The organism is Paludisphaera soli, from assembly GCF_011064595.1.
In the GTDB taxonomy this organism is placed as follows: Bacteria; Planctomycetota; Planctomycetia; order Isosphaerales; family Isosphaeraceae; genus Paludisphaera; species Paludisphaera soli.
This window is the reverse complement of the sequence record NZ_JAALJI010000017.1, coordinates 13164-37189: the sequence shown is the minus strand read 5'-3', so window position 1 is coordinate 37189 and position 24026 is coordinate 13164. Positions and strand designations below refer to the sequence as shown.

The 24026-nt window shown below is 71.6% G+C and carries 15 protein-coding genes; 9 read left to right on the top strand and 6 right to left on the bottom strand.

From position 1 onward, the window contains the following. Positions 1-58: 58 nt before the first annotated feature. Positions 59-1471: a sulfatase-like hydrolase/transferase gene (locus tag G6O68_RS19995; RefSeq protein ID WP_165250414.1), complete on the bottom strand. Its 1413-nt coding sequence runs from the start codon at positions 1469-1471 to the stop codon at positions 59-61. A 193-nt stretch (positions 1472-1664) separates the two neighbouring features. On the opposite strand from G6O68_RS19995, the gene G6O68_RS19990 reads away from it, so the two are divergent. The 5 genes from G6O68_RS19990 (at position 1665) to G6O68_RS19970 (ending at position 7975) form a co-directional block, all read left to right on the top strand. Next, complete coding sequence (locus G6O68_RS19990) at positions 1665-2567, top strand: polyphosphate kinase 2 family protein (RefSeq protein WP_165250413.1); 903 nt, start codon at positions 1665-1667, stop codon at positions 2565-2567. 205 nt (positions 2568-2772) lie between these two features. Continuing rightward, positions 2773-3912 (top strand): acyltransferase family protein, encoded by a 1140-nt coding sequence (locus G6O68_RS19985; RefSeq protein ID WP_165250412.1) that lies wholly within the window; start codon positions 2773-2775, stop codon positions 3910-3912. Positions 3913-4004: 92 nt separating this feature from the next. Beyond that, positions 4005-4964 carry a TIGR03885 family FMN-dependent LLM class oxidoreductase gene (locus G6O68_RS19980; RefSeq protein ID WP_165250411.1) on the top strand — a complete coding sequence of 320 codons (960 nt, stop codon included), beginning with the start codon at positions 4005-4007 and terminating at the stop codon, positions 4962-4964. A gap of 100 nt (positions 4965-5064) precedes the next feature. Then, complete coding sequence (locus tag G6O68_RS19975) at positions 5065-6159, top strand: Gfo/Idh/MocA family protein (RefSeq protein WP_165250410.1); 1095 nt, start codon at positions 5065-5067, stop codon at positions 6157-6159. A 370-nt stretch (positions 6160-6529) separates the two neighbouring features. Then, positions 6530-7975 carry a hypothetical protein gene (locus G6O68_RS19970; RefSeq protein ID WP_165250409.1) on the top strand — a complete coding sequence of 482 codons (1446 nt, stop codon included), beginning with the start codon at positions 6530-6532 and terminating at the stop codon, positions 7973-7975. Between the two features lie 439 nt (positions 7976-8414). Here G6O68_RS19970 and G6O68_RS19965 read toward each other — a convergent pair whose 3' ends face one another. Continuing rightward, complete coding sequence (locus G6O68_RS19965) at positions 8415-8564, bottom strand: hypothetical protein (RefSeq protein WP_165250408.1); 150 nt, start codon at positions 8562-8564, stop codon at positions 8415-8417. 563 nt (positions 8565-9127) lie between these two features. On the opposite strand from G6O68_RS19965, the gene G6O68_RS19960 reads away from it, so the two are divergent. Beyond that, positions 9128-12085, top strand: coding sequence for a beta strand repeat-containing protein (locus G6O68_RS19960; RefSeq protein WP_165250407.1), 2958 nt, complete (start codon positions 9128-9130; stop codon positions 12083-12085). A gap of 22 nt (positions 12086-12107) precedes the next feature. Here the strand turns inward: G6O68_RS19960 and G6O68_RS19955 are convergent, their stop codons facing one another. Next, positions 12108-14609 carry an ATP-binding protein gene (locus G6O68_RS19955; protein WP_165250406.1) on the bottom strand — a complete coding sequence of 834 codons (2502 nt, stop codon included), beginning with the start codon at positions 14607-14609 and terminating at the stop codon, positions 12108-12110. A gap of 263 nt (positions 14610-14872) precedes the next feature. On the opposite strand from G6O68_RS19955, the gene G6O68_RS19950 reads away from it, so the two are divergent. Beyond that, complete coding sequence (locus G6O68_RS19950; RefSeq protein WP_165250405.1) at positions 14873-15289, top strand: BlaI/MecI/CopY family transcriptional regulator; 417 nt, start codon at positions 14873-14875, stop codon at positions 15287-15289. Then, complete coding sequence (locus G6O68_RS19945) at positions 15286-18462, top strand: M56 family metallopeptidase (protein WP_165250404.1); 3177 nt, start codon at positions 15286-15288, stop codon at positions 18460-18462. Before G6O68_RS19950 ends, G6O68_RS19945 begins: the two co-directional genes overlap by 4 nt. Positions 18463-18607: 145 nt before the next feature. Here G6O68_RS19945 and G6O68_RS19940 read toward each other — a convergent pair whose 3' ends face one another. Then, entirely contained in the window at positions 18608-18814 is a 207-nt protein-coding gene (locus G6O68_RS19940; RefSeq protein WP_165250390.1) for a hypothetical protein, read from the bottom strand. A gap of 270 nt (positions 18815-19084) precedes the next feature. On the opposite strand from G6O68_RS19940, the gene G6O68_RS19935 reads away from it, so the two are divergent. Then, entirely contained in the window at positions 19085-20191 is a 1107-nt protein-coding gene (locus G6O68_RS19935; protein ID WP_165250403.1) for a Gfo/Idh/MocA family protein, read from the top strand. Positions 20192-20203: 12 nt separating this feature from the next. Here G6O68_RS19935 and G6O68_RS19930 read toward each other — a convergent pair whose 3' ends face one another. Together G6O68_RS19930 and G6O68_RS33335 are read right to left on the bottom strand one after the other, a co-directional pair. Further along, the gene (locus tag G6O68_RS19930; protein ID WP_165250402.1) at positions 20204-20728 is read right to left on the bottom strand and encodes an SMI1/KNR4 family protein; all 525 of its coding nucleotides are present in this window, start codon (positions 20726-20728) and stop codon (positions 20204-20206) included. Positions 20729-20748: 20 nt separating this feature from the next. Next, on the bottom strand, positions 20749-23946 hold the full coding sequence (locus G6O68_RS33335) for a HEAT repeat domain-containing protein (RefSeq protein WP_165250401.1): 3198 nt from the start codon (positions 23944-23946) through the stop codon (positions 20749-20751). Positions 23947-24026 lie beyond the last annotated feature (80 nt).

Genomic DNA, 24026 nt, shown 5'->3' with positions numbered 1-24026 from the left:
GCCCGCGGCGGAGGCGAATCCGACCCGCCCGCCCCGAGACCCTTCGGATTCCTCCTCCCTATTTCACCCGGGGGAATTCGAACGCCTCGGGCCGGGGCTTCTCGGAGCGGAGCGGGAGGTCGTCGCCGGCCTCGGCCTGGCGGCGGCGGAGGAGGACCGTGAGGCGGTCGACCTCGGCGGCGGACGCGGGGTCGGCGGCGAGGTCGCGGAGTTCGTCGGGGTCGTCGCGGAGGTCGAAGAGCTGGACCTTGTTGATGCGAGGGTAGGCGATCAGCTTCCGGCGGCCGTCGCGGATCGCGCGCTGGACGTCGCGGTAGGCGGTGAGGAGGTCGGCCCGGCGGGAGGGCTCGCGGCCCTCGAAGACGGGGACGAGGCTCAGGCCCTCGCTCCCCTCGGGGCCGGCGACGCCCGCCAGCTCGCCGAGGGTGGGGAAGAGGTCGTGGAGGTAGGCGAGCGCGTCGACCGTCCGCCCGGCCGGGACGCCGGGGCCGGCCAGGACGACGGGCGACCGCATCGAGTGCTCGTAAAGGTTCTGCTTGCCGAAGAGGCCGTGGCTCCCGATCGCCAGGCCGTGGTCGCCCGCGAAGACGACCAGGGTGTCGTCCAGCCGCCCCGCGTCCCGGAGGGCGTCGAGGATCCGGCCGACCTGGGCGTCGAGGTGCTCGATCGCGGCGTAGTAGTCGGCCAGGTGGCGTCGGACGACCTCGGGCGTGCGCGGCCAGGGGGCGAGCCGCTCGTCGCGGATCAGCATCTCGCCGTCGTCGAAGGGGTGCTCGGGGAGGAAGTTCGCCGGGAGCGGCACGGCCTCGTCGCGGTACTTCGCCCGGTACTCGGCCGGGGCGACGCGGGGGTCGTGCGGGGCGTTGAAGGCGACGTAGGCGAGGAACGGCGGGTCCCCCTGCTTGCGGCCCTTGATGAACCGCGAGGCGGCGTCGGCGAAGACCTCGACCGAGTGCCGGCCGCTGGGGCGCGGGTCGCCGAGCGAGCCGTCGGGGAGGAGGTCGCGGAGCGGCAGCGCGTAGGGGTCGCCCATGCCGCCGAGGAAGACGGCCTCGGCCTTCCGGAACGACCGGCGGAGCGACTCCGGCCCGTTGTGCCACTTGCCGGTCGCGAAGGTCTCGTAGCCGGCCGCGCCGAAGGCCTCGGGCCAGGTCCCCTGCCCTTCCATCTTCTCGTGCACGCGGAAGAGCCCGCGCCCGGTCAGCAGCATGGCCCGCGAGGGGACGCAGACGGCCCCCTGCATCGAGCCGTTGCAGTAGGCACGCGTCAGGACCGTCCCCTGCCGGACCAGCGCGTCGAGGTTCGGCGTGCGCACGGCCGGGTTGCCGAGGGCTCCGATCGCGTCGGCCCGGTGGTCGTCGCTGTAGAGGAACAGGACGTTGGGCCGGCGCGGCTCGTCGGCCGCCGTCGGGGCCGCGGCCAGGAGGAGCGCCGGGAGGAAGCCGAGGAGTCGCCGTCGGGTCGGGATCATGGGGGCCTCCGGGGGATGGGTGGGGGTCCATTCTGGGGGCCTCCGGCCGGGATTGCAAACGGCCGGGCCCGCCGCGGCGGGGCGTCGACGCGCGCCTCGGGACCTCGTAAAACGGAGGTTCCCGGACGCCGAAGCCCGCGAGGGGCCGACGACGCCCGCCCCGCCACGCCACGCCGCACCGAGGAGCCCGTCCATGCTGAAGCTCGAAGACGTCGTCGCCAAGTGCCGGGTCGCCCACGGCAAGAAGTTCCGGCTCAAGGACCACGACCCCTCGTGGGCCGGCGACGAGGACGTCCCCAAGCCCAAGCGGAAGAAGTTCGCCGAGAAGATCCTGGCCCAAAGCGTGGCCGAGCTGGCCGAGTCCCAGGAGCGGCTCTACGCGTCCGACGCCTGGTCCGTGCTGGTGGTCCTCCAGGCGATGGACGCGGCCGGCAAGGACGGCACCATCAAGCACGTCATGTCGGGCGTCAACCCCCAGGGCTGCCAGGTCTTCAGCTTCAAGCAGCCCTCCAGCGAGGAGCTGGACCACAACTTCCTCTGGCGGTACACCAAGGCCCTCCCCGAGCGGGGGCGGATCGGCATCTTCAACCGGTCGTATTATGAGGAAGTCCTCGTGGTCCGCGTCCGCCCCGAGTTGGTGCAGGCCGAGCGGATCCCGGACGCGAAGATCGACGGCTCGTTCTGGTCCGACCGATTCGAGGACATCAACAACCTGGAGCGCCACCTGGCCCGCAACGGGACCAAGGTGCTCAAGTTCTTCCTCAACCTCTCCCGCGACGAGCAGCGCAAGCGGTTCCTCAAGCGGCTGAACGACCCGTCGCGGCACTGGAAGTTCTCGGCGTCCGACCTCTCCGAGCGGGGCCGGTGGGACGACTACATGAAGGCCTATCAAGAGGCGATCGCCGCCACCAGCACCGAGTGGGCGCCCTGGCACGTCGTGCCGGCCGACCACAAGTGGGTCGCCCGCGCCATCGTCGCGCACACCATCGCCGAGGCCCTCGAAGACCTGGACCTGAAGTACCCCGAGGTCACGCCCGACAAGCTGGCGGCCATCGAGGAGGCCCGCGCGCAGCTCGAAGCCGAGCCGGACGCCTGATCGGGCCGGTTCCGCGATCGCCGGGGTCGGGGGTGGAGAATCCTCCGACCTCCGGTCGATAACCGGAGAACGCGGGCGGTCGCGCGTCCGACGCCGACCCTCCCGGGGGAGGCCGGCGCATCGCGGCGCGCGGCTTCCGCAAGGACGCGGGCCCTCTCTCCGTCAACCGGAGGCTGCCCAGGCCTCTCCGACGATCGACGCCGTCATGAAAAACCGCCCAACCCTGGATCGTCCCCCGGGCGATCGCGAGAACGCCGTCGGCCTGCTGCGGTTCGTGCTCACGAGCCTCGTCATCCTCTCGCACTCGTTCTACTTCTACGTCGCGTCGCTCGACTGCGACCCGCTGGTGCGGCTGACCTGCGGCCAGTACACGGTGGGGAGGATCGCGGTCGACGCGTTCTTCGTCCTCAGCGGCTTCCTGGTCGCGCGGAGCTGGGAAAGCTCTCGGGGCTGGGCCGACTTCCTGACCCGGCGGGCGCTTCGGGTCTATCCCGGCTTCCTCGCGGCGGTCGTCTTCACCAGCTACGCGGCCGGGCCGTGGCTCGCGGCCCGAGGCCAGGCGAGGCCGGACCTGCCGTTCTGGAGCGGCTTCCTCCTGCCGGCCTTGATGCTCGACTACCGCGAGCTGGCGATGAACGGCTCGCTCTGGACGATCCGCTACGACTTCTATTACTACCTGTTCATCGGCCTGGTCGGGTCGGCCGGGCTGTTCGCCCGGCGCTGGCCGATCCTGGCGATGGCGGCGGCCTCGTGGGCCGTGTACGCGGCCTGGTTCGTCTCCGGCGTGGAGGGCGGGATCGAGGACCAGCACCCCCGCTTCCTGACCGGCTTCCTGGCCGGGGCGGCCTGCCACGCCTACCGCGACCGGATCCCGCTCTCGTGGGCGTGGTTCGCCGCGTCGACGGCCGGCCTGGCCTGGTTCGCCGCCGGCTGGGCGCCGTACTGGTTCTGGCCGTACCGCGTGATGTCGCCGGCGTTCCCGATCTTCGGGACCTACGCGCTGCTGTTCGCGGCCCTCCGCCCGCGCGGGCTCGCGGCGCGGCTGGCCTGGCTGGGCGACTACTCGTACGGGCTCTACCTGTACGCCTATCCGATCCAGGTCATGCTGGTCACCGCGTATCGCCCGCAACTGGGGCCGTATTCGCTGTTCCTGTCCGCCTGGGCGATCGCCGGGGCCTGCGCCTTCCTGAGCCTCCGGCTGGTCGAACGCCCGGCCCTGCGGCTGGCCCGCCGGACGCCGACGACGCGACGCCCGCCCCCGGCGCCCCACTTCCCGATGGGCGACCCGGCGACGCGGACGGCGGCGACCGTCTCGACGGCGAAGGGGGACGCGACGACGCCCTGACCGTCGGGTTCGAGGCCGCTCGGCGCGCGTCTTGCAGCTTCGCCCGGGGACGTCCCCGGACCCACGACGCCCATCGGATGCCCAGGCGAAGCATGGCGACCATCGGATTCCACTGCGCCCACGAGCAGCACGCCCCGTCCGAATTGCTCCGGCTCGCCCGGCTCGCCGAGGCCTCGGGCTTCGGCGCGGGGATGTGCTCGGACCACTTCCACCCCTGGCTCCCCGAGCAGGGCCAGTCCGGCTTCTCGTTCGCCTGGCTCGGCGCGGCGATGCAGGCGACCGGGCTCTCGTTCGGGACCGTCTGCGCGCCCGGCGACCGCTACCACCCGGCGATCGTCGCCCAGGCGGCGGCGACCCTCGGCCAGATGTTCCCCGGCCGGTTCTGGCTCTCGGTCGCCAGCGGCGAGGCCCTGAACGAGCACGTCACCGGCGCCCCCTGGCCGCCGAAGCCCGCCCGCCACGCCCGGCCCCTCGAATGCGTCGAGGCCATACGCGCCCTCTGGCGGGGCGAGACGGTCGACCACGAGGGGCTGGTGACCGTGAAGGACGCCCGGCTCTATACGACCCCCGAGACGCCGCCGCTCGTCGTCGGCGCGGCGCTCACCGAGGAGACCGCCCGCTGGGCCGGCGGCTGGGCCGACGCCCTCATCACCGTCGCCGGCGAGCCCGACCCCCTCCGCAAGCGGATCGACGCCTTCCGCGAGGGGGGCGGCGAGGGCAAGCCCCTGTTCCTCCAGGTCGCCCTCTCCTACGCCGAGACCGACGACGAGGCCCTCCGCGCCGCCCACCGCGAATGGCGCCAGGCCGGCCTGGACCCCGGACGGCTCGCCGACCTCCCCTCCCCCGAGGCCTTCGCCGAGGCCGCCCGCGCCGTGACGCCCGAGATGATCCGCGACCGCCTGCGGGTCTCCAGCGACCCCTCCCGGTTCGTCGACTGGCTCGCCCGCGACGCCGAACTCGGCTTCGAGCGCATCTACCTGCACAACCTCGGCCGCAACCAGGACGCCTTCATCGAGACCTTCGCCGGCCGCGTGCTGCCCCAGCTCCGCTGATCGCGGCGGCCCGGCGGCCGGGGCTGGCGTCGGGCCCGGGGGCGCGTCAGGATCGAGTCGCGGCCTGTCCGGCGGTCGACCTGGCGAGGGGGGTGCGACGATGAAGCGAAGGACGTTCCTGGGGACGACGGCCGGGGCCCTGGTCGCGACGGCCCCGGCCCCGGCGGCGGCGGCGCCCCTGCGGTTGGGGATGGCCGGGCTGGTTCACGGCCACGCGGCCGGGTTCCTGGGCCGCTATCGCGACTCCCGGGAGGTCGACCTCGTCGGCGTCTCCGAGCCCGACCGCGCCGTCGCGGCGCGCTACGTCGAGCGCTCCCGGCTCGACCCGGCGCGGGTCCACGGCTCGCTCGACGCGATGCTCGACCGCGCGAAGCCCGAGGCCGTCGTCGCCTTCACCAGCACCGTCGACCACCTGGCCGTCGTCGAGGCCTGCGCCCGCCGCAAGATCCCGGTGATGATGGAGAAGCCGCTGGCCGTCTCGGTCGAGCAGGCCCGCGCCATCGAGAAGGCGGCGGCCGAGGGGGGCGTCCCGGTCCTGGTGAACTACGAGACGACCTGGCACCCGTCCAACCACGCCGCCTACGCCCTGGCGAAGACCGCGAAGGCCCTGGGCGCGATCTGCAAGGTCGTCTTCCACGACGGCCACGGGGGGCCGAAGGAGATCGGCGTCCAGCCCGAGTTCCTGGACTGGCTCACCGACCCCGACCGCAACGGCGCGGGGGCCCTGTTCGACTTCGGCTGCTACGGCGCCAACCTCATGACCTGGCTGATGGACGACGCCCGCCCCCTGTCCGTCACCGCCGTCACCCGGCGGTTCAAGCCCGAGGTCTACCCCCGCGTCGACGACGAGGCCACCATCATCCTGGAGTACCCCACCGCCCAGGCGATCATCCAGGCCTCGTGGAACTGGCCCTTCGACCGCAAGGACATGGAGGTCTACGGCCGGACCGGCCAGGTCCTCACCGTCGCCCAGGACGGCGTCCGCGTCCGCCTCGAAGGCCGGCCCGAAGAAACCCGCCGCGCCGCCCCCCTGTCCGCCCCTGAGGACGACTTCCTCCGCTACTTCGCCGCCGTCGTCCGCCGCGAGATCGAGCCCTCCGGCCCCTCCTCCCTGCGCAACAACCTCCTCGTCGTCGAGATCCTCGACGCCGCCCGCCGCTCCGCCGCCGAGGGGAAGACCGTACGGCTCGATTGATCGCGGGCGACCGGTCACGGCGGCCGGAGTCTTTCGAATCCGGTAGCCGCCTGCCCCCTTCCGACGAGTCCGCCCCCGTTTCTCGCACGTGGCACTAACATAGCAACCGGAAGCACTGTGGGGGGCAGGTCAGTCTTCGCCAGACTCGACCCCCGGAAGTTCGGGGAATGTGTCGGGAGGATCACACCGGGGACCTATTCCTCAGGCGATCCCTCGCTCAGAACGCCTGACTTCGGTCGAACGAACAAAGTTCCGGAAAGTGCAGTTTGGTGGCACTGGATTCTTGACCGCAAAACTCGGACTTGATGGAGTATTGTGGCACTGACTGCTGGATCCCCAAATCGCCCGTTCACAGAAGGTACGTTGCAGAATGACCATGTACGTTCTAGGCGAATCTGGAAGCAACAACACAAACTACCACGAATTGAGGGGCCTGCTGGACCGGGCCCTACCGGGAGATATCGTCTATGTGGATGATGCGTTGGAGATCCGGTGCGACGAAGGAACAGACGTCTTCGACGACGGGACCACCAGGGAACTTGTCATAAAGGCAGGCGTTACGCTGGCGAGTGGCAGGGGTAAATTCATCAGAGACCCCCGGGGGCGTTTTTCCTACTCACAGGGCGCAAAGCTCTTCGTCACCTACGACAACGTCGCAGGTGGCGGACACGCGACAGATTCAGACGGCAATCCCACCGGGGTGTATTCGTCGTTCATCCGCTTGTCCGGCGACGACGCCCGATTGGTCGGCGTTCGAATTTCAGGCCCCGATGTGAACGTACTCGGCATTCGCGCGAACATGGTTGCGGTAGTCGACGCTAACCGTTGCACTATCGAGAGCTGCGACTTCCGGAGCGTGCCCGGGACGGGAGTGGGGTTCGGTCGAAGCATCGATTCCGTCGTGAGAAACTGTTCGTTTGTAAGTTTCAAAAGATTCAATGAAAATCCCGCTCTAGGCATTCCCCGCGGCCTAGATCGGGCCTACCCAATTTTCGTCGGAACCCAACCGACGTTCATCCTGGTCGAGGGGAATTATTTCCAGGACAACTGGCATGGCGTAGCGTCGAACGGGGAGTTCGAAACCGGCTACGAGGCGAGGGGAAACTTTATCGACGACCCTCACGGAAGCGCCTTCGACGTCCACCTCAACCAAACGGGAACCGTGATCGACGGCTCGGATCAGGACGATGAAGACGACATAGAAGCCTCCATCGAATTGGCGTTTCCGACTCCCGACCGCGTAGTCAACCGGTGCACCGAACTGCCCAATCGGACGAGCCAGTATATTTATATTCACTGCAACGTATTTATGAATAATTCGGTTTGGATGCCAGGGATTCCGCAGAGCAACGGCAATCCAAGGGGCGGGGTGTCGAGCGGGGTGCTGGTGCGTGGGTGCCCGGCGCAATCCTGCATCGTTGACAGGAATTTCTTCGCCCAGAACGAGCAAGTCGCGATTAAAGCAGGCACCCGCGACGACTACGATCTTGGTTCTAAACTTATTTGTGACCACAACATTTTTAATTTCTCTTTCCCTTTCAGTGGCCGGCTGCAAAACCAATATCACCGAACTGTCGCCAGGATGATGTGCACCTCCACGCCTCCCGCCCCGCCTCGCTTTTCGGAGACGAATTCGATCGCGGCCGAGGCGGCAGCCCGGTTGAACGAGATCCGTCGGGAGTCGCTGGCCCCCTCAGGACCGCCCCCGAGCAGCGAGCAACTCCTACAGCGTGTGCGTGATTTGGAAACGATCCTCGCACAGCTGCTGGCGGGTGACCGGGAAGGACCGAGCGCCGGATGTGGTGATGCCTCGTGATCGGACCGAGGGTGCCGTCGCCTAATGGCGGCTGGCGACACGACTGTTGGGTCTACCCCAAGTCGTCGTCGTTCGAATTCCAAACTTTCCGCTCGACGATCCTCGACACCGCGAGCGTCTTCGTCCCGCCGCCCGGGTCCTCGACGATCGGGGAGCCTTGGGGGCCGGATCCCCGTCCGCGATCCATCCCGCCGCCGTGGCCGACGTCTTCGTCGTAATGCTCGCCAGTTGATGTCGGCCGTTGATGCTCGCGAAGCGGACGCCGAGGAGGCCGACGGCGGACTTGCCGCGGAGGACGTCCGTGAATTCGGGGGGCGACGCGGGCAAGGAGGTGGCCAGGACGGAACGGGTCGCCAGTTCCAGGCCCCGCGTCCGGGGACCCATCGCATCGAGCGGGACGAGCGCCCACCCCGGTAGCAGTTCGAGGTTACGCCCCGCTTCAAGGCGTCGCCGACGCGTCCTTCGAGGCCGTCGGGGAAGCCCGCTTGCCGGGGTCGTTGACCACGAAGCGGGTCGTGTTGGGGAGTGAGTAGTTCGTCCGGCTGTAGACGATGTATTGGCCCGTCTCAGGGTCTCGGAGATTGAGCAAAGCAGGCTTCTGGGTGGCGATTCGTGGGGCGAGGTCCGCGACGACGTCGGGGCGGCCCAGCGAGGCGGGGCGGGCGAGCGGGCTTAGGAGGCGACGGGAACCGTCAGGTCCCTAGCGATCAGCAACGCCCCCCTCAGGGGGCTGACATCGACGACGGGGCCATCAGCGACGCCTTGGCGGGGGTCGGCGGTGACCTGCCCCCTTCAAACGAGTCCGCTCCCAGTGTGAGACTCGGGGCAGCTGCATAGCAACTCGCAGCACTGTCGGGGGTGGATCACGAGGCGGTCGGGCCCGACGAGACCGCGACGGCGTTCGTGCTTGTCTTCCCCCTCATCCGGCCTTCGGCCACCTTCCCCCGCGAGGGGGGAAGGATATTGGGCCTCCTTCGAATCTCGCCCCCACCTGTTTGTCCGCGCTACTTCCCCTTTCGTGTCCTAGATTCCTTTCAAAATCCCCGACGCCCTGGCCGCGCACCGCGCTTGCGGCGACGTCGCCGGCGATCGTCTTTCCGGGGCCCTACGCAGAGGCCCCCGTCGTCTCACGCACCCTCTGAGGATCCCACCATGACGGTTTCCCGCCCCGACCATCGCCCCGCATCCCCCTCCCGGATCGGCTCGCCGCGTGGCGGCCGGCGCGCGACCGTCCGGCCCAAGCTGGCCCTGGAGTCGCTGGAGGAGCGACAGCTCCTGTCGACCTTCACGGTGGACAGCCTCGCACCCAACGGTCAGGGCTCGCTGCGGTGGGCGATCGTCGAGTCGAACGCCAGGCCCGGGCCCGACACGATCGACTTCGCGGTCTCCGGGACGATCGGGGTCGGCCGGCGGTCGCTGCCGGCGATCACCGACGCGGTGACGATCGACGGCGGCTCGGCTCCGGGCTTCGCCGGCGCGCCGGTCGTCACGGTGGACTTCCAGAACTCGAAGGGCTTCCGGTTCGATCGCGGCAGCGACGGCTCCACGCTCTCGTCGCTGGCGATCGTGCGGGCGGGGAACGACGGCGTGACCCTGAACGCCTCGCGGATCACCGTGCAGGGGAACTACATCGGCCTGCTCGCCGACGGCTCCACCGTCGCCGCCAACCGGGGCGACGGCGTGCGGATCAACGGCTCCTCGCACGGCAACTTGATCGGCCGCGAGGACCCGGTTTCGAGCATCACCTACTACAACGCCGACGCCGTGAGCATGCAGCCGGTCTCGGGCTGGCAGGGGATCCGCCAGGCCGACTCCGCCGGCCAGTACCTCATCAGCGGCACCTCCAACAGCGCCGGGCTGCTCTACGTCGGGCCGATCTCGGGCGCGGGGGGGACCAGCTACGCGGTCAACTACCCCGGCGCGACGACCACCAGCGTCTACGGCCCGGACAACCTCGACGGCGACCGCGTCCGCCTGGTCGGCAGCTACCGGACCGGCGAGGGGGTGGTCAACGGCTTCGTCTTCGAGGGGACGACCGCCGACCTGACGAACGCGGCCAACTACCGGACGATCGCCAAGCCCGACGCGAAGTTCAACTACGTCCACAGCACGATGGGGGGCCTGGCCGTCGGCAACTACGACGGCCCGACCCAGAACGGCGAGCCGATCGGCCCCGGCCGCGCCTTCCTCTACGACGTGGCGACGGCGTCGTTCGTCACCGACATCACCTTCCCCGGCTCGCTGAGCAACACCGCCTACGGCATCTGGTACAACGGCGGGACGAGCTACACCATCGTCGGCGGCTACGCCCAGACCCCGGTGAACAACCTGGACGACCAGCACCGGCCGATCGGCGAGGGCTACATCGTCGACTACGACTCGGCCACCGGCGCGTTCACGAACTGGAAGTCCTACGAGCACCCGCAATCGCCGGCGGGCCTGGAGTTCGTCACCCACTTCGAGGGGATCAGCAGCGTCGAGAATGGGGTCTACACGCTAAGCGCGGGGTCGAGCCTGACCGGGACGAGCACCTTCGAGCTCGGCTCGGTCGCGACCGTCCGCCGCAACACCGACGGCAGCTTCGGCGAGGCGGCCTGGGTGGACCTGTCGTACCCCGGCGTGGACGCTTCGGTCACGTCGGACTCGGTGGTCGGCAATCAGGTGGTCGGCATCGTGCTGGCGGACACGGGGGTCTTCTCGTACCAGGCGACGATCAACGTCGGCTTCCAGCTCTCCAACGTGATCGCCGGCAACTGCGGCAACGGCGTGGGGATCTACGGCTCGGACGACAACGTCCTGGGGATGAACTACATCGGCACCGACGCCTCCGGGACCTCGGCCCGGGGCAATCGCGGCAGCGGCGTGCTGGTGACGAAGGGGGCCTCGCGGAACCTGATCGGCGGCGAGGCGACCGGCGGCAATAATCCCACGGGGGGCGTGTTCGTCCGGCCCCCGCAGGGCAATTTGATCTCCGGCAACCGGGGCAACGGCGTGCTCCTGAACGGCGGGGCCTCGCGGAACGTCCTGGCCGGCAACTTCGTGGGGACGACCGCCTCCGGCGTCGCCGCGCTGGGGAACCGGCTGGACGGCGTGGCGATCGACCGCGCGAACGGCAACCAGCTCCTCGGCACCACGTTCCGGCAGAGCCCGTTCGTCTTCTACAACGTGCTCAGCGGCAACGGCGGCAACGGCCTGCGGGTGACCAACTCCAACGACACGGTCGTCCAGGCGAACTTCCTGGGCGCCGGGGCCGACAACGCCACGATCGTCGCCAACGGCGGCAACGGCCTCTTGATCTCGGGAAGCTCGCGGAACACCCAGGTCGGCGGCGTGATCCCGCTGGGGAACGTGATCTCGGGCAACGACCGCAACGGCATCGAGGTCCGCGACAAGGCCAGCGGCTTCATCTCGTTCAACACGTTCGCCGGCATCTTCGCGTTCGCCGGCGCGGCGCCGAACCGGGGCGACGGCATCCTGATCACGTCGAGCGGCGGGGACAACCTGGTCCGCACGAGCATCGTCTCGGGCAACCTGGGCGACGGGATCGAGCTGAGCGGCAAGGCGACCGGCGTGCAGATCACCGACACGTCGATCGGCACCAACACCAACATCCAGACGGCCATCCCCAACGGCGGCAGCGGCATCCGGATCGCCGGCCGCGCCCGGGGCAACGCGATCGGCGGCTTCCAGCCCTCGGTGGAGCCTCGGGTGACCGTCTCGGCCAACGGCGGCTACGGGATCGAGGTCGTCGAGCAGGCCCGCGACAACGCGATCTTCCACACCTACGTCGGCACCGACGCCGAGGGCCTCGGCATCCTGGGCAACCGGCTCGGCGGCGTGCTGCTGGGACCCGGGACCAAGGGGACCCGGATCGGCGGCGACGCCTCGCCCTTCTTCGTCAGGATCGCCGGCAACGGCGGCGACGGCCTGGCCGTCCGGTCCTCGAGGAACAACGCCGTGCAGGGCGTCGAGATCCTCTCCAACCAGGGCTACGGCCTCTACGCCGAGGGGGACTCCGCCGGCACCGTCGTGCGGAACTCCACGATCGTCGGCAACGCCCGGGGGAACGTCGACCTGACGAACTCCCGGGGCGTCGTCTACATCCCATGATCGAACCGACGACCCGAGGCCGTCAGGCCCCGTCGCTCGCCTCGACGGGGCCGGCGGTCCAGGCGAGGACCACCTGGTCGACGGTGACGTCGGCCTTGCGCGGGGTGAGCTCCATCGGGACGAGCTTGAGCAGCTCGGGGCTGCGGGTGGCCTTGATGTGCTCCAGCTCGGTCTGGAACTCGGTCTCCAGGTCGACGTAGTCGCGGTTGAGGGCGTCGACCCGCTCCTGGGCCGTGCCGACCTGCTCGCGCTCGCGCATGGCCTTGGTGGCGGCCTTGGCGGCCGAGCCGACCTTGGTGACCTTGGTCTTGGTCCAGGTCTTGCGGCCGGTGAAGGCGTCGAGCATCGACGTGCCGAACGACACGGCGGCGTCCCACCCCGACCGCGACGCCCGCTCCTGCTCCTTCTGGAGCGCCTCGTGCGCGCCGCGGAGCTTGGCCTCCAGCGCGGCGCGGCGGGGGCCGAACTCGGCGCGGAGCTTCTCGACCTCGGCGTCGCGGCGCTCGCGGGCGGCCTGGGCGAGCCGGGCGCGGAAGTCCCGGGCGGTCTCCTCGGGGCGGCCGTAGGCCTTCAGCTCGGGGCACGTCCAGATGGTCAGCCGGCGGTCGCGATACAGGTGGTTCTTCAGCGACCTGGTCCACTCGGCGTAGCTCTTGCCCCGGGCCATGGCGGCGGGAAGCTCGGCGAACGTCGCGCCCGGCTCCGGGGTCTTGTCCATCACGGGGATCCGCCCGGTGAGGTTCTTCCCCCCCTCCCAGACGTCGGCCGGGACCTCGCCGCCGATCGGCCGGAGGACGGCCAGGGTCTCCCAGTAGTCGACCCCCGCCTTCTTCTCGACGTAGTGCAGCCGGGCCACCCCCAGGAGCGCCGGCCGATACGCCGGGGGGCTCGCCGACGCCGACGGGGCGTCGGCCACGAAGAACTCGGGGACGTCGGGCGGCAGCACCGGCCGCCGTCCCGTCGAGGGCGCGGCCGACGACCGGGACGCCGGAATCGCGGCCGGCGCGGGGTCGGGATCGGGGTCGGCCGGGACGAGGGCGGGCCGGGCGGGGGGGAGCTTGGCGGCGGGGTCCGGGGCCGGGGCGGGCGCGGCGGCCCTGGCCTTCTTCTTCGGGGCCATCAGCGTCTGGATCTGCTCGCGGTTGAGCGGCCCGCGCAGGTAGCTGAGGGCCCATCGGCTCTCGAAGACGATCGGCCGGTCCTCGTGAACGTTGTTCAGGACGAACACCCGCTGGCCCAGGGACGACAGGACCTTGTCCATCTCGTCGCGGTCGAAGCCGTGGCCGGCGGCGTTCGACGCCCCTTCCAGCCCCTCCAGCACCCGCTCCTTGTCGCGCTTGGTCTGGAGCCGGCCCAGGAACCACGAGCCGCAGTTGGAGAGCCCCTTGTAGTCCAGGTCCACCGGGTTCTGGGTGGCCAGCACGACCCCCACGCCGAACGCCCTCGCCTGCTTGAGCAGCGTGAGCATCGGCTTCTTCGACGGCGGGTTGGCGGTGGGGGGGAAGTAGCCGTAGATCTCGTCCATGTAGAGGATCGCCCGCAGGCTCGACGTCCCGGGCTGGGCGCGGACCCACGAGAGGACCTCGTTCAGCAGGATCGTGACGAAGAACATCCGCTCGGCGTCGCCCAGGTGGGCGATCGAGAGGATCGAGATCCGGGGCTTCCCCTCGGGCGTGGAGAGCAGCGCGCCGACGTCGAGCGCCTCCCCCTCCATCCAGGCGGCGAAGCCGGGCGAGGCGATCAGGTTGTTCAGCCGCATGGCCAGGGCGAACCGATCCTTGGCCGGGTAGAAGGTCTCCAGGTCGATCACGCCGACCTTGTCGAACGACGGCGACTGGATGCCGTGGATCAGGTCGGTCAGGTCGAGGTCGCGGCCCTCGCGCCACGAGGCGTCCAGGAGGTTCGCCAGCAGGATGTGCTCGCGGCTGGTCATCGGGTCGGCGTCCACGCCCAGGAGCGCCAGCAGTCCCGACACGGCCGAGGCCACCCGTTCGCGATACGCCTCCCCCTGCTCGATCAGCGCGGCCGTCGGCGCGGCGAACGACCGGAGGACGGTCAGCGGCAGCCCGGCGGAGCTGCCGGGCGTGTAGATCGCCATGTCGGCCGAGTCCCTGAGCCGCCGGATGCGGGCCCCGTCCTGGCCCCACTCCGCCAGCCCCTCGCGCCAGGTCTCGGCGGTCTTCTCGGCGAAGGCCTCGCGGTCCATCCCCTTGCGCGCGGCCTCGTCGGGGTCGACCCAGGGGAGGAAGTCCTCGCCGCGAAGCTCGGGGAAGTCCAGCAGCAGGTTGCCGAGGTCCCCCTTGGGGTCGACCGCGATGACCGGGATGCCGTCGATCGCGGCCTCCTCCAGCATCGCGATGCAGAGGCCCGTCTTGCCGCTGCCGGTCATCCCCACGCAGACCGCGTGGGTCGTGAGCTGCTTCGAGTCGTACAGCAGGAGGCCCGGCGTCGCCCGCCGCGCCTTCACGTCGTACTCCCGGCCCAGATAAAAGACCCCGAGCCTCTCGAAATCCTCGTTCTTCATGAAACGGATCCCGCCCCGACGCAAGGAGTCTCCAGCCCGGCCCGAGCACGCCCCGACGCGCGCCCCCCTCTCGCGGCCCGTAACATCTTAAGCCGCGCCCGAGGCCCCCGACAACGCGTCGGCCCGCGGGGCCCGACCGCGCTCGAAGTCCTCCCGCCGGCCCCGGGCGGGCCGATGCGTCTCGCCGCCGTCTTGACATCTACTGTCCATCTAGTACCATTCAGCCCGTAACGACTGCCCGACACGTACGTAGGAGACCGGAGATGGCCGACGTCGCCCCGTCCCCCCGCGAGCTGGAGGCCCTCAAGGTCCTCTGGCGGCGGGGCCCCTCGACCGTGCGGGAGGTCCACGCCGAGATGCCGCGCCCCGCCGAGGGGGAGCTGGCCTACACCACGGTCCTCAGCCTGCTGCAGACGATGGAGCGGAAGGGGTTCGTGGGCCACGAGCCGGCCGGCAAGTCCTACGCCTACTTCGCCAAGGCCCGCCGCGACGGCGTCTTCCGCAAGCTCGCCGGCGGCTTCCTCGACCAGGTCTTCGACGGCGCGATGGGCGAGTACGTCGCCCGCGCGCTCCAGTCGCGCAAGCCCAGCCTGGCCGAGCTGGAGGAGATCGAGGCCATGATCGCCGAGGCGAAGGCGCAGGCCCGCGCCCGCGACGACGGGAAGGGGGGGAGCCGATGACGACCGACGCCGGAAGGCTCGCGTACTGGCTGGCCGACTACTACGCCCTGGCGACCGGCCTCCTGCTGGCGACCGTCCCGATCCTGCTGGCGATGGGGCAGCCGGCGCGTCGCCTGGTCGCCTGCCGCTGCGCGTTCGCGGGCCTGCTGGCGCTTTTGGTCCTCGTCTCGCTCCCCGGCTGGCCGCGCGTCGGGCTGGGCCGCGACGGCCGTCGCGAGGCCGCCGCCACGATCGCGGCCGTCGACCCGGCCCCGAGGACGGCCCCGACGCCCCGACCGGCCGAAGCGGCCGGGCGCCCCGCCGCGGTCGCCCTCGCCGCGCCGGCCCCTCTCACGCCCGCCCGACCGATCGCCGGGATCCCCGACCGGCCGATCGCCGCGTCACCCCCGAGCCTCGCCGCGATCGTCGTCGGGGCGTTCCTCGCGGGGTCCGGGCTGATGCTCGCCTGGCTGGCGATCGGGTCGTGGCGGCTGGCCGTCGTGCGGCGGGGCTCGCGACCGGCCCCGGCGGGGGTGGAGGCGCTGCTCGCGGAGGTGAGCGAGGGCGCCGAGCCCCCCGCCCTGCTCGTCAGCGACGCGCTCCGGCAGCCGGTCGCCGCCGGCCTGCTGCGGCCGACGATCCTCCTCCCCTCGCGGTTTCTGGACGAGCCGGAGGCCCGCCTGCGCGCGGCCCTGGCCCACGAGTGGGCCCACGTCCGCCACGGCGACCTCGGGCTGATCGCGCTCTCGCGGTTTTTGCTGCCGGCCCTCTACGCCCACCCGCTCTACTGGTGGCTCCGCCGCCGCGTCCGCCTCGACCAGGAGATGCTCGCCGACGCCTCGGCGGCCGGCTCCTCCGGGCGGCTGGCCTACGCCGAGGCCCTGCTCGCCTGGTCCCGGGGCGAGCCGGAACGGCTCTGGGGCGCGGCGGGGGGCTCCGTCGCGCTGTTCGAAAGGCCCTCCCAGATCAAGCGAAGGATCGCCATGCTGATCGACGGCAAGACCCGGTTCGAGACCACCTGCCCCGCCCGATGGCGTCTGGCCGCCCGCCTCGTCACCGCCTCGGCCGTGGCGGCCGCCTCGCTCCTCACCCTCCGCCCGATCGCCGTGGCCGACGACCCCGCGCCGCAGGTCCCCGCCAAGATCCAGCCGGGCGCCGGCGTCGAGGCCCGCGTCCTCGACCCCGACGGTCGGCCCATGATCGGCGCGAAGGTCTACGCGACGACGCCCTTCCACGGCGCCCCCCCGGTCGCCCCGGCCCCGATCGGCGACTCGGGCCCGGACGGATCGATCCGACTCCCCGACCCGAACGCCGAGATCGTCGCGACGGCCGAGGGTCTCGGCCCCGGCTTCGTCGACCGGCCGGTGTCGGGGGAGATGCTCCTGAAGCTCGTCCGCGACGACGTGCCGATCTGGGGCCGCGTCGTCGACGCCCAGGGCCGTCCCGTCGTCGGGGCCTCGGTCCGGGTCCACGCGATCGCCTGGAACCCGAGCGGCGACCTGGACCGGCTGATCGCGGCGTTCCGGCCGACGCAGGCCGTGACGACCGTGACCACCGTGACGCCTCTCGGATCCGGCGAGTCGGGCCCCGGGCCGGCCGCGGCCCCGCCCCTGGAGCTCTCCCCCGGGCCCCAGGCCGCCGACGCCCCTCGCCACTGGAGGTCCGACCTCTCGCGGACGCCGATCGTGCCCCCGGCCGTAGCCGATCGGGATGGGCGGTTCACGCTCCGGGGGGTCGGCCGCGAGCGGCTGGTCACGCTGCGGATCGCCGGCGAGGGGATCGAGACGACCTCGGTGCAGGTCGCCACCCGCGAGATGCCGACCGTCGAGAATCTCCTGGTCCCGGGCCGCACGGACGGCCCGAAGGAGATCTACCGAGGCGCGACGTTCGAGTACGCCGCACCGCCAGGGCGCGAGGTCGTCGGCACGATCACCGACGTGGACACCGGCGAGCCCGTGCCCGGCGCGACCGTGTGGCCCGTCCGCCAATCGACGCTCATGGACTACGACATGGAGGCCGTCACCGACGCCCAGGGTCGCTACAGGCTCGTCGGCCTCCCGGCCCAGGACCGCCCCTTCACCCCCGGAGTCGACGCGGTCGGCGCCGCCCGCATGGCGGGGGCCCCGTACCTGTGGGGGACGACGCCGATCGGGGAGGGGGACCGATCGAAGCCGACCGTCGTGGACCTCCAACTGCGTCGCGGGGTCCGGGTCAAAGGGCGGGTCGTCGACAAGGAGACCGGCCGGGGAGTGCGCTCGATCGTCTCCTACTTCGTTTTGGCGGGCAATCCCTACATGACCCAGGAGGCCACCTCCCGGTCGTCGCATCCCGGCGGCCCGACGACCGACGACGACGGGAACTTCGAGCTGATCGCCCGCCTCGGCCCCGGCGCCCTCGCCGCGCAGGTCCACGGCAAGCGCTTCGTCTACGACGGCGAGGGCATGCCCTACCGCCGGGGGGCGGGCGTGGACGCGATCCCGGGCCTGAAGTGGAAGAACGTCCAATCCGGGCTCGTCGACACCCTGACCGACTGGTTCCGGCCCTACGACTACCAGGCCGTCGCGGGGATCGACCCGAAGCCGGGCGAGGCGGAGGCGACGTGCACGCTTTTCGTGGAGCGGAGCCCGACGGTGAAGGGCCGGGTCGTCGGGCCGGACGGCGAGCCGCTGGCGGGGGCGGTCATCCTGGGGGCGCGCGACTATCTGCTGGCCGGGTCGGGAGAGCCGGAGGCGTCGGCCGAGTTCGTCGTGGAGAAGCTCGTGCCGAACGCGCCTCGAAACGTGACGGCGTTCCTGCCGGAGAAGAAGCTCATCGGGACCGTCAAGGTCGCGTTCGGCGAGGCCGGGCCAGTCGTCCTGAAGCTGGAGCAGCACGGCCAAGTGGCCGGCCGACTCGTCGACGCCGAAGGCCGGCCCGTCCCCAACTGGGAGATCGAGCCCGCCACCCTATGGATCAGCGGCCGGCCCGACGAAGTCCCGCGCCCAGGGCAGTTGAAGACCGGCCCGGACGGCCGCTTCCGCATGGAGGGGCTCATCCCCGGCCGCAAATACACGTTCCACGTCTGGAAGCCCGATCCCAGCATGAAGCAATATCCACAAGCGCGGCGTGTGGCGTTGGTGAAGGACCTCGTCATCGCGAGCGGCGAGACCCACGACGTGGGCGACGTGAACCACGACGGGCCGGGGATCGACTGAACGGCCCGGCCGGAAACGGGACGGACTGGGCGGACGAAGCACGGGCGAGTCTGGTTGGTTGGGATGGGCGTCGCCGCGCGACGAAAGAGGCCGTCCCTGGAGGGACGGCCTCTCGTGTCTCGTCAAAAGGGTCGACGGTCGTCGATCATTTGTTGACGGCGTTATCGACGGCCGCGCCCGCCTTCTCGGCCGGGCCGCGGGGGTCGACGGCGTCCTTGACGTTGTCGGCGGCGCGGTCGAGGCTCTCGCCGGCGCGCTCGGCCGGGCCCTGGGACTCGCAGCCGGTGGCGAGGAAGAGGACCGGGGAGACGAACAGGGCCAGCGCGGCGAGCTTGGTGGTCCGGGTCTTCATGGGATCATCCTTCATCGAATGGGGAATCCAACGGGCCTCGAGGACTCGCCTTCGCGGGCCTCGAATCACGGCCGTCCTGAGAGTGCAAACCCCGGGCCATCCGGGGGCGGAAGCGATGCGGATCGAGGCACCCCGCCCGCCGGCGGTGGCTTGCGACGCGCCGGCGGATCGGGTCGAATACGGCGGTCGGGCGAGCGCCGACGGGCCGTCCCTCGGGTGGGCGGGCCGAGCGTCCGGGCCGTCCCGGCCGGAGGTCCTGCGATGAAGAGCATGCCGAGACGAACCTTCCTGGGCGCGACGGCCGGGGCCCTGGCCTCGGCCCCCCTGCTGGCCGCCGGGACGAAAGGGGCGAACGAGAAGCTGGGGATCGGCCTGATCGGCGCCGGCAACCGGGGCTCGGCGCTGCTCCAGAACCTCCTGCAGATCCCGGGCGTCGAGGTCCGCGCCATCTGCGACGTGGACGCCGAGCACCTGGAGCGCGGTCTCAAGACGGTCGAGGCCGCCGGCCAGAAGCGGCCCGCCGGGTCGACCGACGGCTCGTGGAAGGAGATCCTGGCGCAGGACGGGATCGACGCGATCGTCAGCGCGATCCCGTGCGACCTGCACGCCCGCTGCTACCTCGACGCGATCGCGGCCGGCAAGGACCTGTACGGCGAGAAGCCGATGTGCCTCAGCCGGGCCGACCTCGACGCCGTGGTCGACGCCGCGAGGGGGAGCAAGCAGATCGTCCAGATCGGCCACCAGCGCCGGGCCGACCCCCACTTCATCGAGCCCATCGCCGCGGTGCACCAGGGCGAGATCGGCGACCTGGTCGAGGGCCGCATCCTCTGGTCGAACTCGTGGGGCCCGCTCTACGACTGGTTCGGCAAGCGCGAGCGCTCGGGCGACTGGATCGTCGAGCAGGCCGTCCACAACTGGGACGTCCTGAACTGGGCCGTCGGCGCCGCGCCGGTGCGGGCGATGGCGATGGGCCGCGACGACCTCTTCCGCGACAAGCAGCCCGACCGCGACGTGCACGACTACTACGCGGGGGTCGTCGAGTACCCCGGGAACGTCTTCGTGAACATCGTCCACAGCTGGGTCGCGCCCAACAAGTTCAACGAGGAGTACACCCGCCTGATCGGCAAGGCCGGCGGCGTCGACTTCAATTCGGGCACCTTCTCGTACCGTCCCGACTCCAAGAAGCCCGACCAGGTCCTCGGCGGCCCGGTCACCAACAACACGCTGCTGGCCCTGCAGGCCTTCGTGAAGTCGGTCCAGACCCGCAGCGAGCCGGTCTGCACCGTCGAACACGGCCGCGCCGCCGTCCTGGCCTGCCTCCTCGTCCGCGCCTCGGTCGACTCGAAGTCGGTCGCGACGATGGAGAGCCTGGGCTGAGCCGACGAAACGTCACCCCGCGAGCCTCCCGCCGGACGGCCGGCTGCAGGGGGCTCCGCGGGCGTCGGACGCTTTCACATAAGCCAGGAAGCGGGCGAGCCACGCGTCGAAGGACGGGGCCTCGACGGCTATCGAGTCTTCATCGTGGTCGAACAGCCACACCGGCGCGTCGTCGGGCCCGGGGGGCGACGAGGGCACATCCCGGAACGCGAAGAGGTTGCCCGAGCAGTCGGTGGCGATGACGACCCACGCCCCGGCGGGCTCCAGGCCCGAGCGCCGCGTCTCGACGACCACCTGGCGAGGGGTGAGGAACTCCTGCACGTCCGAGAATCCCGGATCGCGCTCGGCGATCAGGCGGAGGAGCGACCCCGTGGAAAGCACGCCGCAGGCGAGGGCGACGCGGCGGTACGATTCGGGCCAGAGGACGCCGAGCACGGCCTCGGCCGCGTCGACCTGCGACTCGGCGGCCGGGCGGATCCGCTTGCCGGCGTGAAACCGCTCGGCGAAGCGGCGGTGGAGGGCTTCACGGTCGGTCACTTGGTCCTCGATCGGTCGGCTCAGGGCGCGGTCACGGCCGGCGTCGCGCCGGGGCCGGGCTCGGGTTCGGGCGTGGCTTCCGGCTCCGGTTCCGGCTCGGTGGGCATGGCGACGCCCTGCTCGCGGAGGACGGCGTCGAGGGCCTTGGAGGCCTCCTCGCCGAGGGATTCGAAGACTTCCAACGCCGTCTCGCGGACGCGGGTGGTGGGGTCGGCGAGGGCGTCGAGGAGGACGGCGGCGGCCTGGTGGTCGTCGGGGTCGACGGAGAGGATCGCGCCGGCGGCGGCGAGGCGGACGCGGGGGTTGGGGTCCTCGGTCAGGTGCTCCATCACCTCGGCGACGGCCTCGGCCGGGGCGGACTTCAGGGCGGTGGCGGCGGCGAGGCGGAGCGCGTCGTTGGGCTCGGCGGCGCACTCGACCAGGAGCGGCACGGCGTCGGTCGGCACGGCGTCGAGCTTGGCGATCGCCTGGGCGGCGTTGGCTCGCACGCGGGACTCGGGGTCGCGCAGGGCCTCCACCAGGGCGGGGGCGGCCTCGGGGGGGACGGCCTCGGCGTTCATCCAGCCGGCCGAGGCCAGGGTGCGGACCTCGACGGAGGCGTCCTTGAGGCCGACGGCGAAGGCCTCGACGGCCTCGGGGGGCTGGATCATGGCGATGGCGCGCATCGCCTGCTCGCGGACGCCGACCTCGCCGGTCCGGGCCGCGCGGAGGAGCGGCTCGCCGGCGGCGGCGGCCTCGGGGCCGAGCTTGCCCAGGGCGAGCGCGGCGTGGGCCTGGACGGTGTCGCTGTCGTCCTCCAGGAGCTGGCGGCAGAGGCCCTCGACCACCTCCGGCGTGGCGCCGGCGAGGCGGGGGAGGACGCGGGCGGCCTCGACCTTGACCTGGTCGTTGGGATCGTCGAGCAGGTCGAGCAGGCCGCGGACGACGGCCGCGTAGGGGTCGCCCCAGAGGCCGGCCGTGGCGGCGGCGGCCGAGCGGACGAGCGGGTCCTCGTCGTCGAAGGCGTCGAGGATCAGGCGGCGGGCGGCGGGCGAGGGGTCGCCGATCTCGCCCAGGGCGTGGAGGGCGCGGCCGCGGACGCCGCCGTCCTCGTCGCGGGCGGCGGCCTCCAGGGCCTCGCGGACTTCGGGGCGGTCGGCCGCCGCGGCCGGGCCCAGCTCGCCCAGGGCCTCGGCGGCGTCGTGGCGGACGCGGGGGCTGAGGTGGCCGAGCGCGGCGACCAGGGCGGGCGCGGCCGGGGCGGCCGCCGGGCCCATTCGGCCGAGGGCCTCGGCGGCCAGCGCGGCGACCGCGTCGTCCCCGTCGTCCAGGGCCCGGACCAGGGCCGGCACGGCGACGTCCGCCGCCTTCGCGCCGATCTTGCCCAGCGCCTCGACGGCCTCGGCGCGGACCCGGTCGTTCTCGTCGCCCATCGCCTCGACCAGGGCCGGCGCGGCCTCCTCGGCCGCCGCGCCGATGGTCCCCAGCGCCTCGGCGGTCTGCGCGCGGACCACGGTGTCCTCGCTGGCCAGGCCTTCGACCAGGGTCTCGGTGGCGGCCACGTCGAGCGGGCCGACCTGCGCGATCGCCTCGGCGGCCGCCGTCCGCACCGACTCCTCGCGGTCCTGCAGGAGCGTCGAGAGGGCCGAGACCGCCGGCGCCGCCTGGGCCTTCATCGCCCCCAGCGAGGCCGCCGCCGCCGCCTTCACCGTCGGCCCGGCGTCGCCCAGGAGCGCCACGAGCGCCTCCACCGTGGGCCCCGGGTCGCCGCCCACGGCCCCCAGCGAGCGCGCCACCTGGCAGCGCAGGCTCTCGTCCTCCTCCTTCGCCAGCGCGATCAGCCGGGGGGCGACCGGGGCCGCCGCCGGGCCGATCCGCCCCAGGGCCTCGACCGCCTCGGCCCGGACCGTCGACGACTCGTCCTCCAGGGCCCCTTCCAGGGTCTTCACCGCCAGCTCGATCGGGTCGGCCGTGGGCGAGGCCGGGACCACCACGCCGCGACGCCGCCAGCGGAGCCAGCGCGTCCAGCGCCTCCGGCCGCCCGGCCGGCCCCGGAAGAAGAGCCCCTTCCGCGCCTTGCCCGCCGGCTCGCCGCCGATCCGCCCCAGGGCCTCGGCCACGCTCTGCCGCACGGCCGGGCTCTCGTCGCCGGCCAGGGCCACCAGGGCCGAGACCGAGTCGGCCGCGTGCAGCCGCCCGAGGGCGGACGCCGAGATCGCCCGCACGTACTCGTGGGAGTCGAACAGGTGCCGGTCCAGGGCCGGGATGATCGACGGCCCCATCGACTCCAGCACGATCGGCAGCTGCTCGCGCTGCTCCTTGGTCAGCGACTCGACCGACCGCAGCGACCGCAGCAGGGGGCCGATCGCCACGATCCCGTACACCGGCAGGGCGTTGCGGGCCCGGACGTGGATCGGCTCGTGCGGGCTCCAGAAGTCGGCGATCGTCTCGGCCAGCATCTTCCCCTGGCGGAGCGAGGCGAAGACCTGGTGCAGCAGGACCACGGTGAAGAAGATCCGGAAGGCCGCCGCCAGGCTCGACGCCGGCCAGGCCGCCGCGCGGACCGACTCCGCCCCGAGGATGTGGTGCGACTTCGCCAGGTCCAGCACGTCCACCAGCCGGAGGACCCGCGTCAGCGAGAAGGCCAGGAAGTCGACGTAGGCCGGCGCCTCCAGGTCGTCCGACACCGCGTACCAGCTCGACGCCACGGTCTCATAGAGCCCCTGGTTCAGGAGCGCGAACCCGCCGATGGTGGCGACGGTGGCCGAGATCAAGAGCGGCACCGTCACCTGCTTGCCGTGCTTGCGCAGGTTCTCGGCCGGCTGCTGCCCCTTGAGCGGGTTGTGCACCGCCTTGTAGCCGCGCTCGACCTCGTTGCGCTCCAGGTCGATGAACATGTAAGCCAGGCAGGCCGACGCTCCCATGACGATCGTCGCCGTGCCGCAGAAGATCCGCAGCGGCGGGAACCAGCTCCCCAGCATCCCGCCGACCGCCAGCAGCCCCAGGGTGACCGCCAGGTACTGCTCCCACGACGCCCACCCGAGCAGGGCCTCCCAGGTGCGGAAGCCCCCCCGGATGCTCGTCCGGGCGACGGCTCCGAAGATCTGCAACACCCACCCGACCAGCCCGATCTGGAACAGGATGCCGGCCAGCGCCGCCGCCCCGACGAGCATGCCCAGCAGGAGCCAGGACGTGTGGACGTGCTCCAGCCTGGGGAAGTAGGTGATGACCAGGTCCATGAGGGATTCCGCCTTCAACAACGCCTGAATCGCGGTCGCCCGCGAGTCGCCATCGACCGGGATTGAGCGCCGTGTCGGGG

What these genes read in the sequence shown, in the direction of transcription:
- G6O68_RS19995 (WP_165250414.1), bottom strand. Translation starts at nt 1,471, where the DNA reads ATGATCCCGACCCGACGGCGACTCCTCGGCTTCCTCCCGGCGCTCCTC.
- G6O68_RS19990 (WP_165250413.1), top strand. Translation starts at nt 1,665, where the DNA reads ATGCTGAAGCTCGAAGACGTCGTCGCCAAGTGCCGGGTCGCCCACGGC.
- G6O68_RS19985 (WP_165250412.1), top strand. Translation starts at nt 2,773, where the DNA reads ATGAAAAACCGCCCAACCCTGGATCGTCCCCCGGGCGATCGCGAGAAC.
- G6O68_RS19980 (WP_165250411.1), top strand. Translation starts at nt 4,005, where the DNA reads ATGGCGACCATCGGATTCCACTGCGCCCACGAGCAGCACGCCCCGTCC.
- G6O68_RS19975 (WP_165250410.1), top strand. Translation starts at nt 5,065, where the DNA reads ATGAAGCGAAGGACGTTCCTGGGGACGACGGCCGGGGCCCTGGTCGCG.
- G6O68_RS19970 (WP_165250409.1), top strand. Translation starts at nt 6,530, where the DNA reads ATGACCATGTACGTTCTAGGCGAATCTGGAAGCAACAACACAAACTAC.
- G6O68_RS19960 (WP_165250407.1), top strand. Translation starts at nt 9,128, where the DNA reads ATGACGGTTTCCCGCCCCGACCATCGCCCCGCATCCCCCTCCCGGATC.
- G6O68_RS19955 (WP_165250406.1), bottom strand. Translation starts at nt 14,609, where the DNA reads ATGAAGAACGAGGATTTCGAGAGGCTCGGGGTCTTTTATCTGGGCCGG.
- G6O68_RS19950 (WP_165250405.1), top strand. Translation starts at nt 14,873, where the DNA reads ATGGCCGACGTCGCCCCGTCCCCCCGCGAGCTGGAGGCCCTCAAGGTC.
- G6O68_RS19945 (WP_165250404.1), top strand. Translation starts at nt 15,286, where the DNA reads ATGACGACCGACGCCGGAAGGCTCGCGTACTGGCTGGCCGACTACTAC.
- G6O68_RS19940 (WP_165250390.1), bottom strand. Translation starts at nt 18,814, where the DNA reads ATGAAGACCCGGACCACCAAGCTCGCCGCGCTGGCCCTGTTCGTCTCC.
- G6O68_RS19935 (WP_165250403.1), top strand. Translation starts at nt 19,085, where the DNA reads ATGCCGAGACGAACCTTCCTGGGCGCGACGGCCGGGGCCCTGGCCTCG.
- G6O68_RS33335 (WP_165250401.1), bottom strand. Translation starts at nt 23,946, where the DNA reads ATGGACCTGGTCATCACCTACTTCCCCAGGCTGGAGCACGTCCACACG.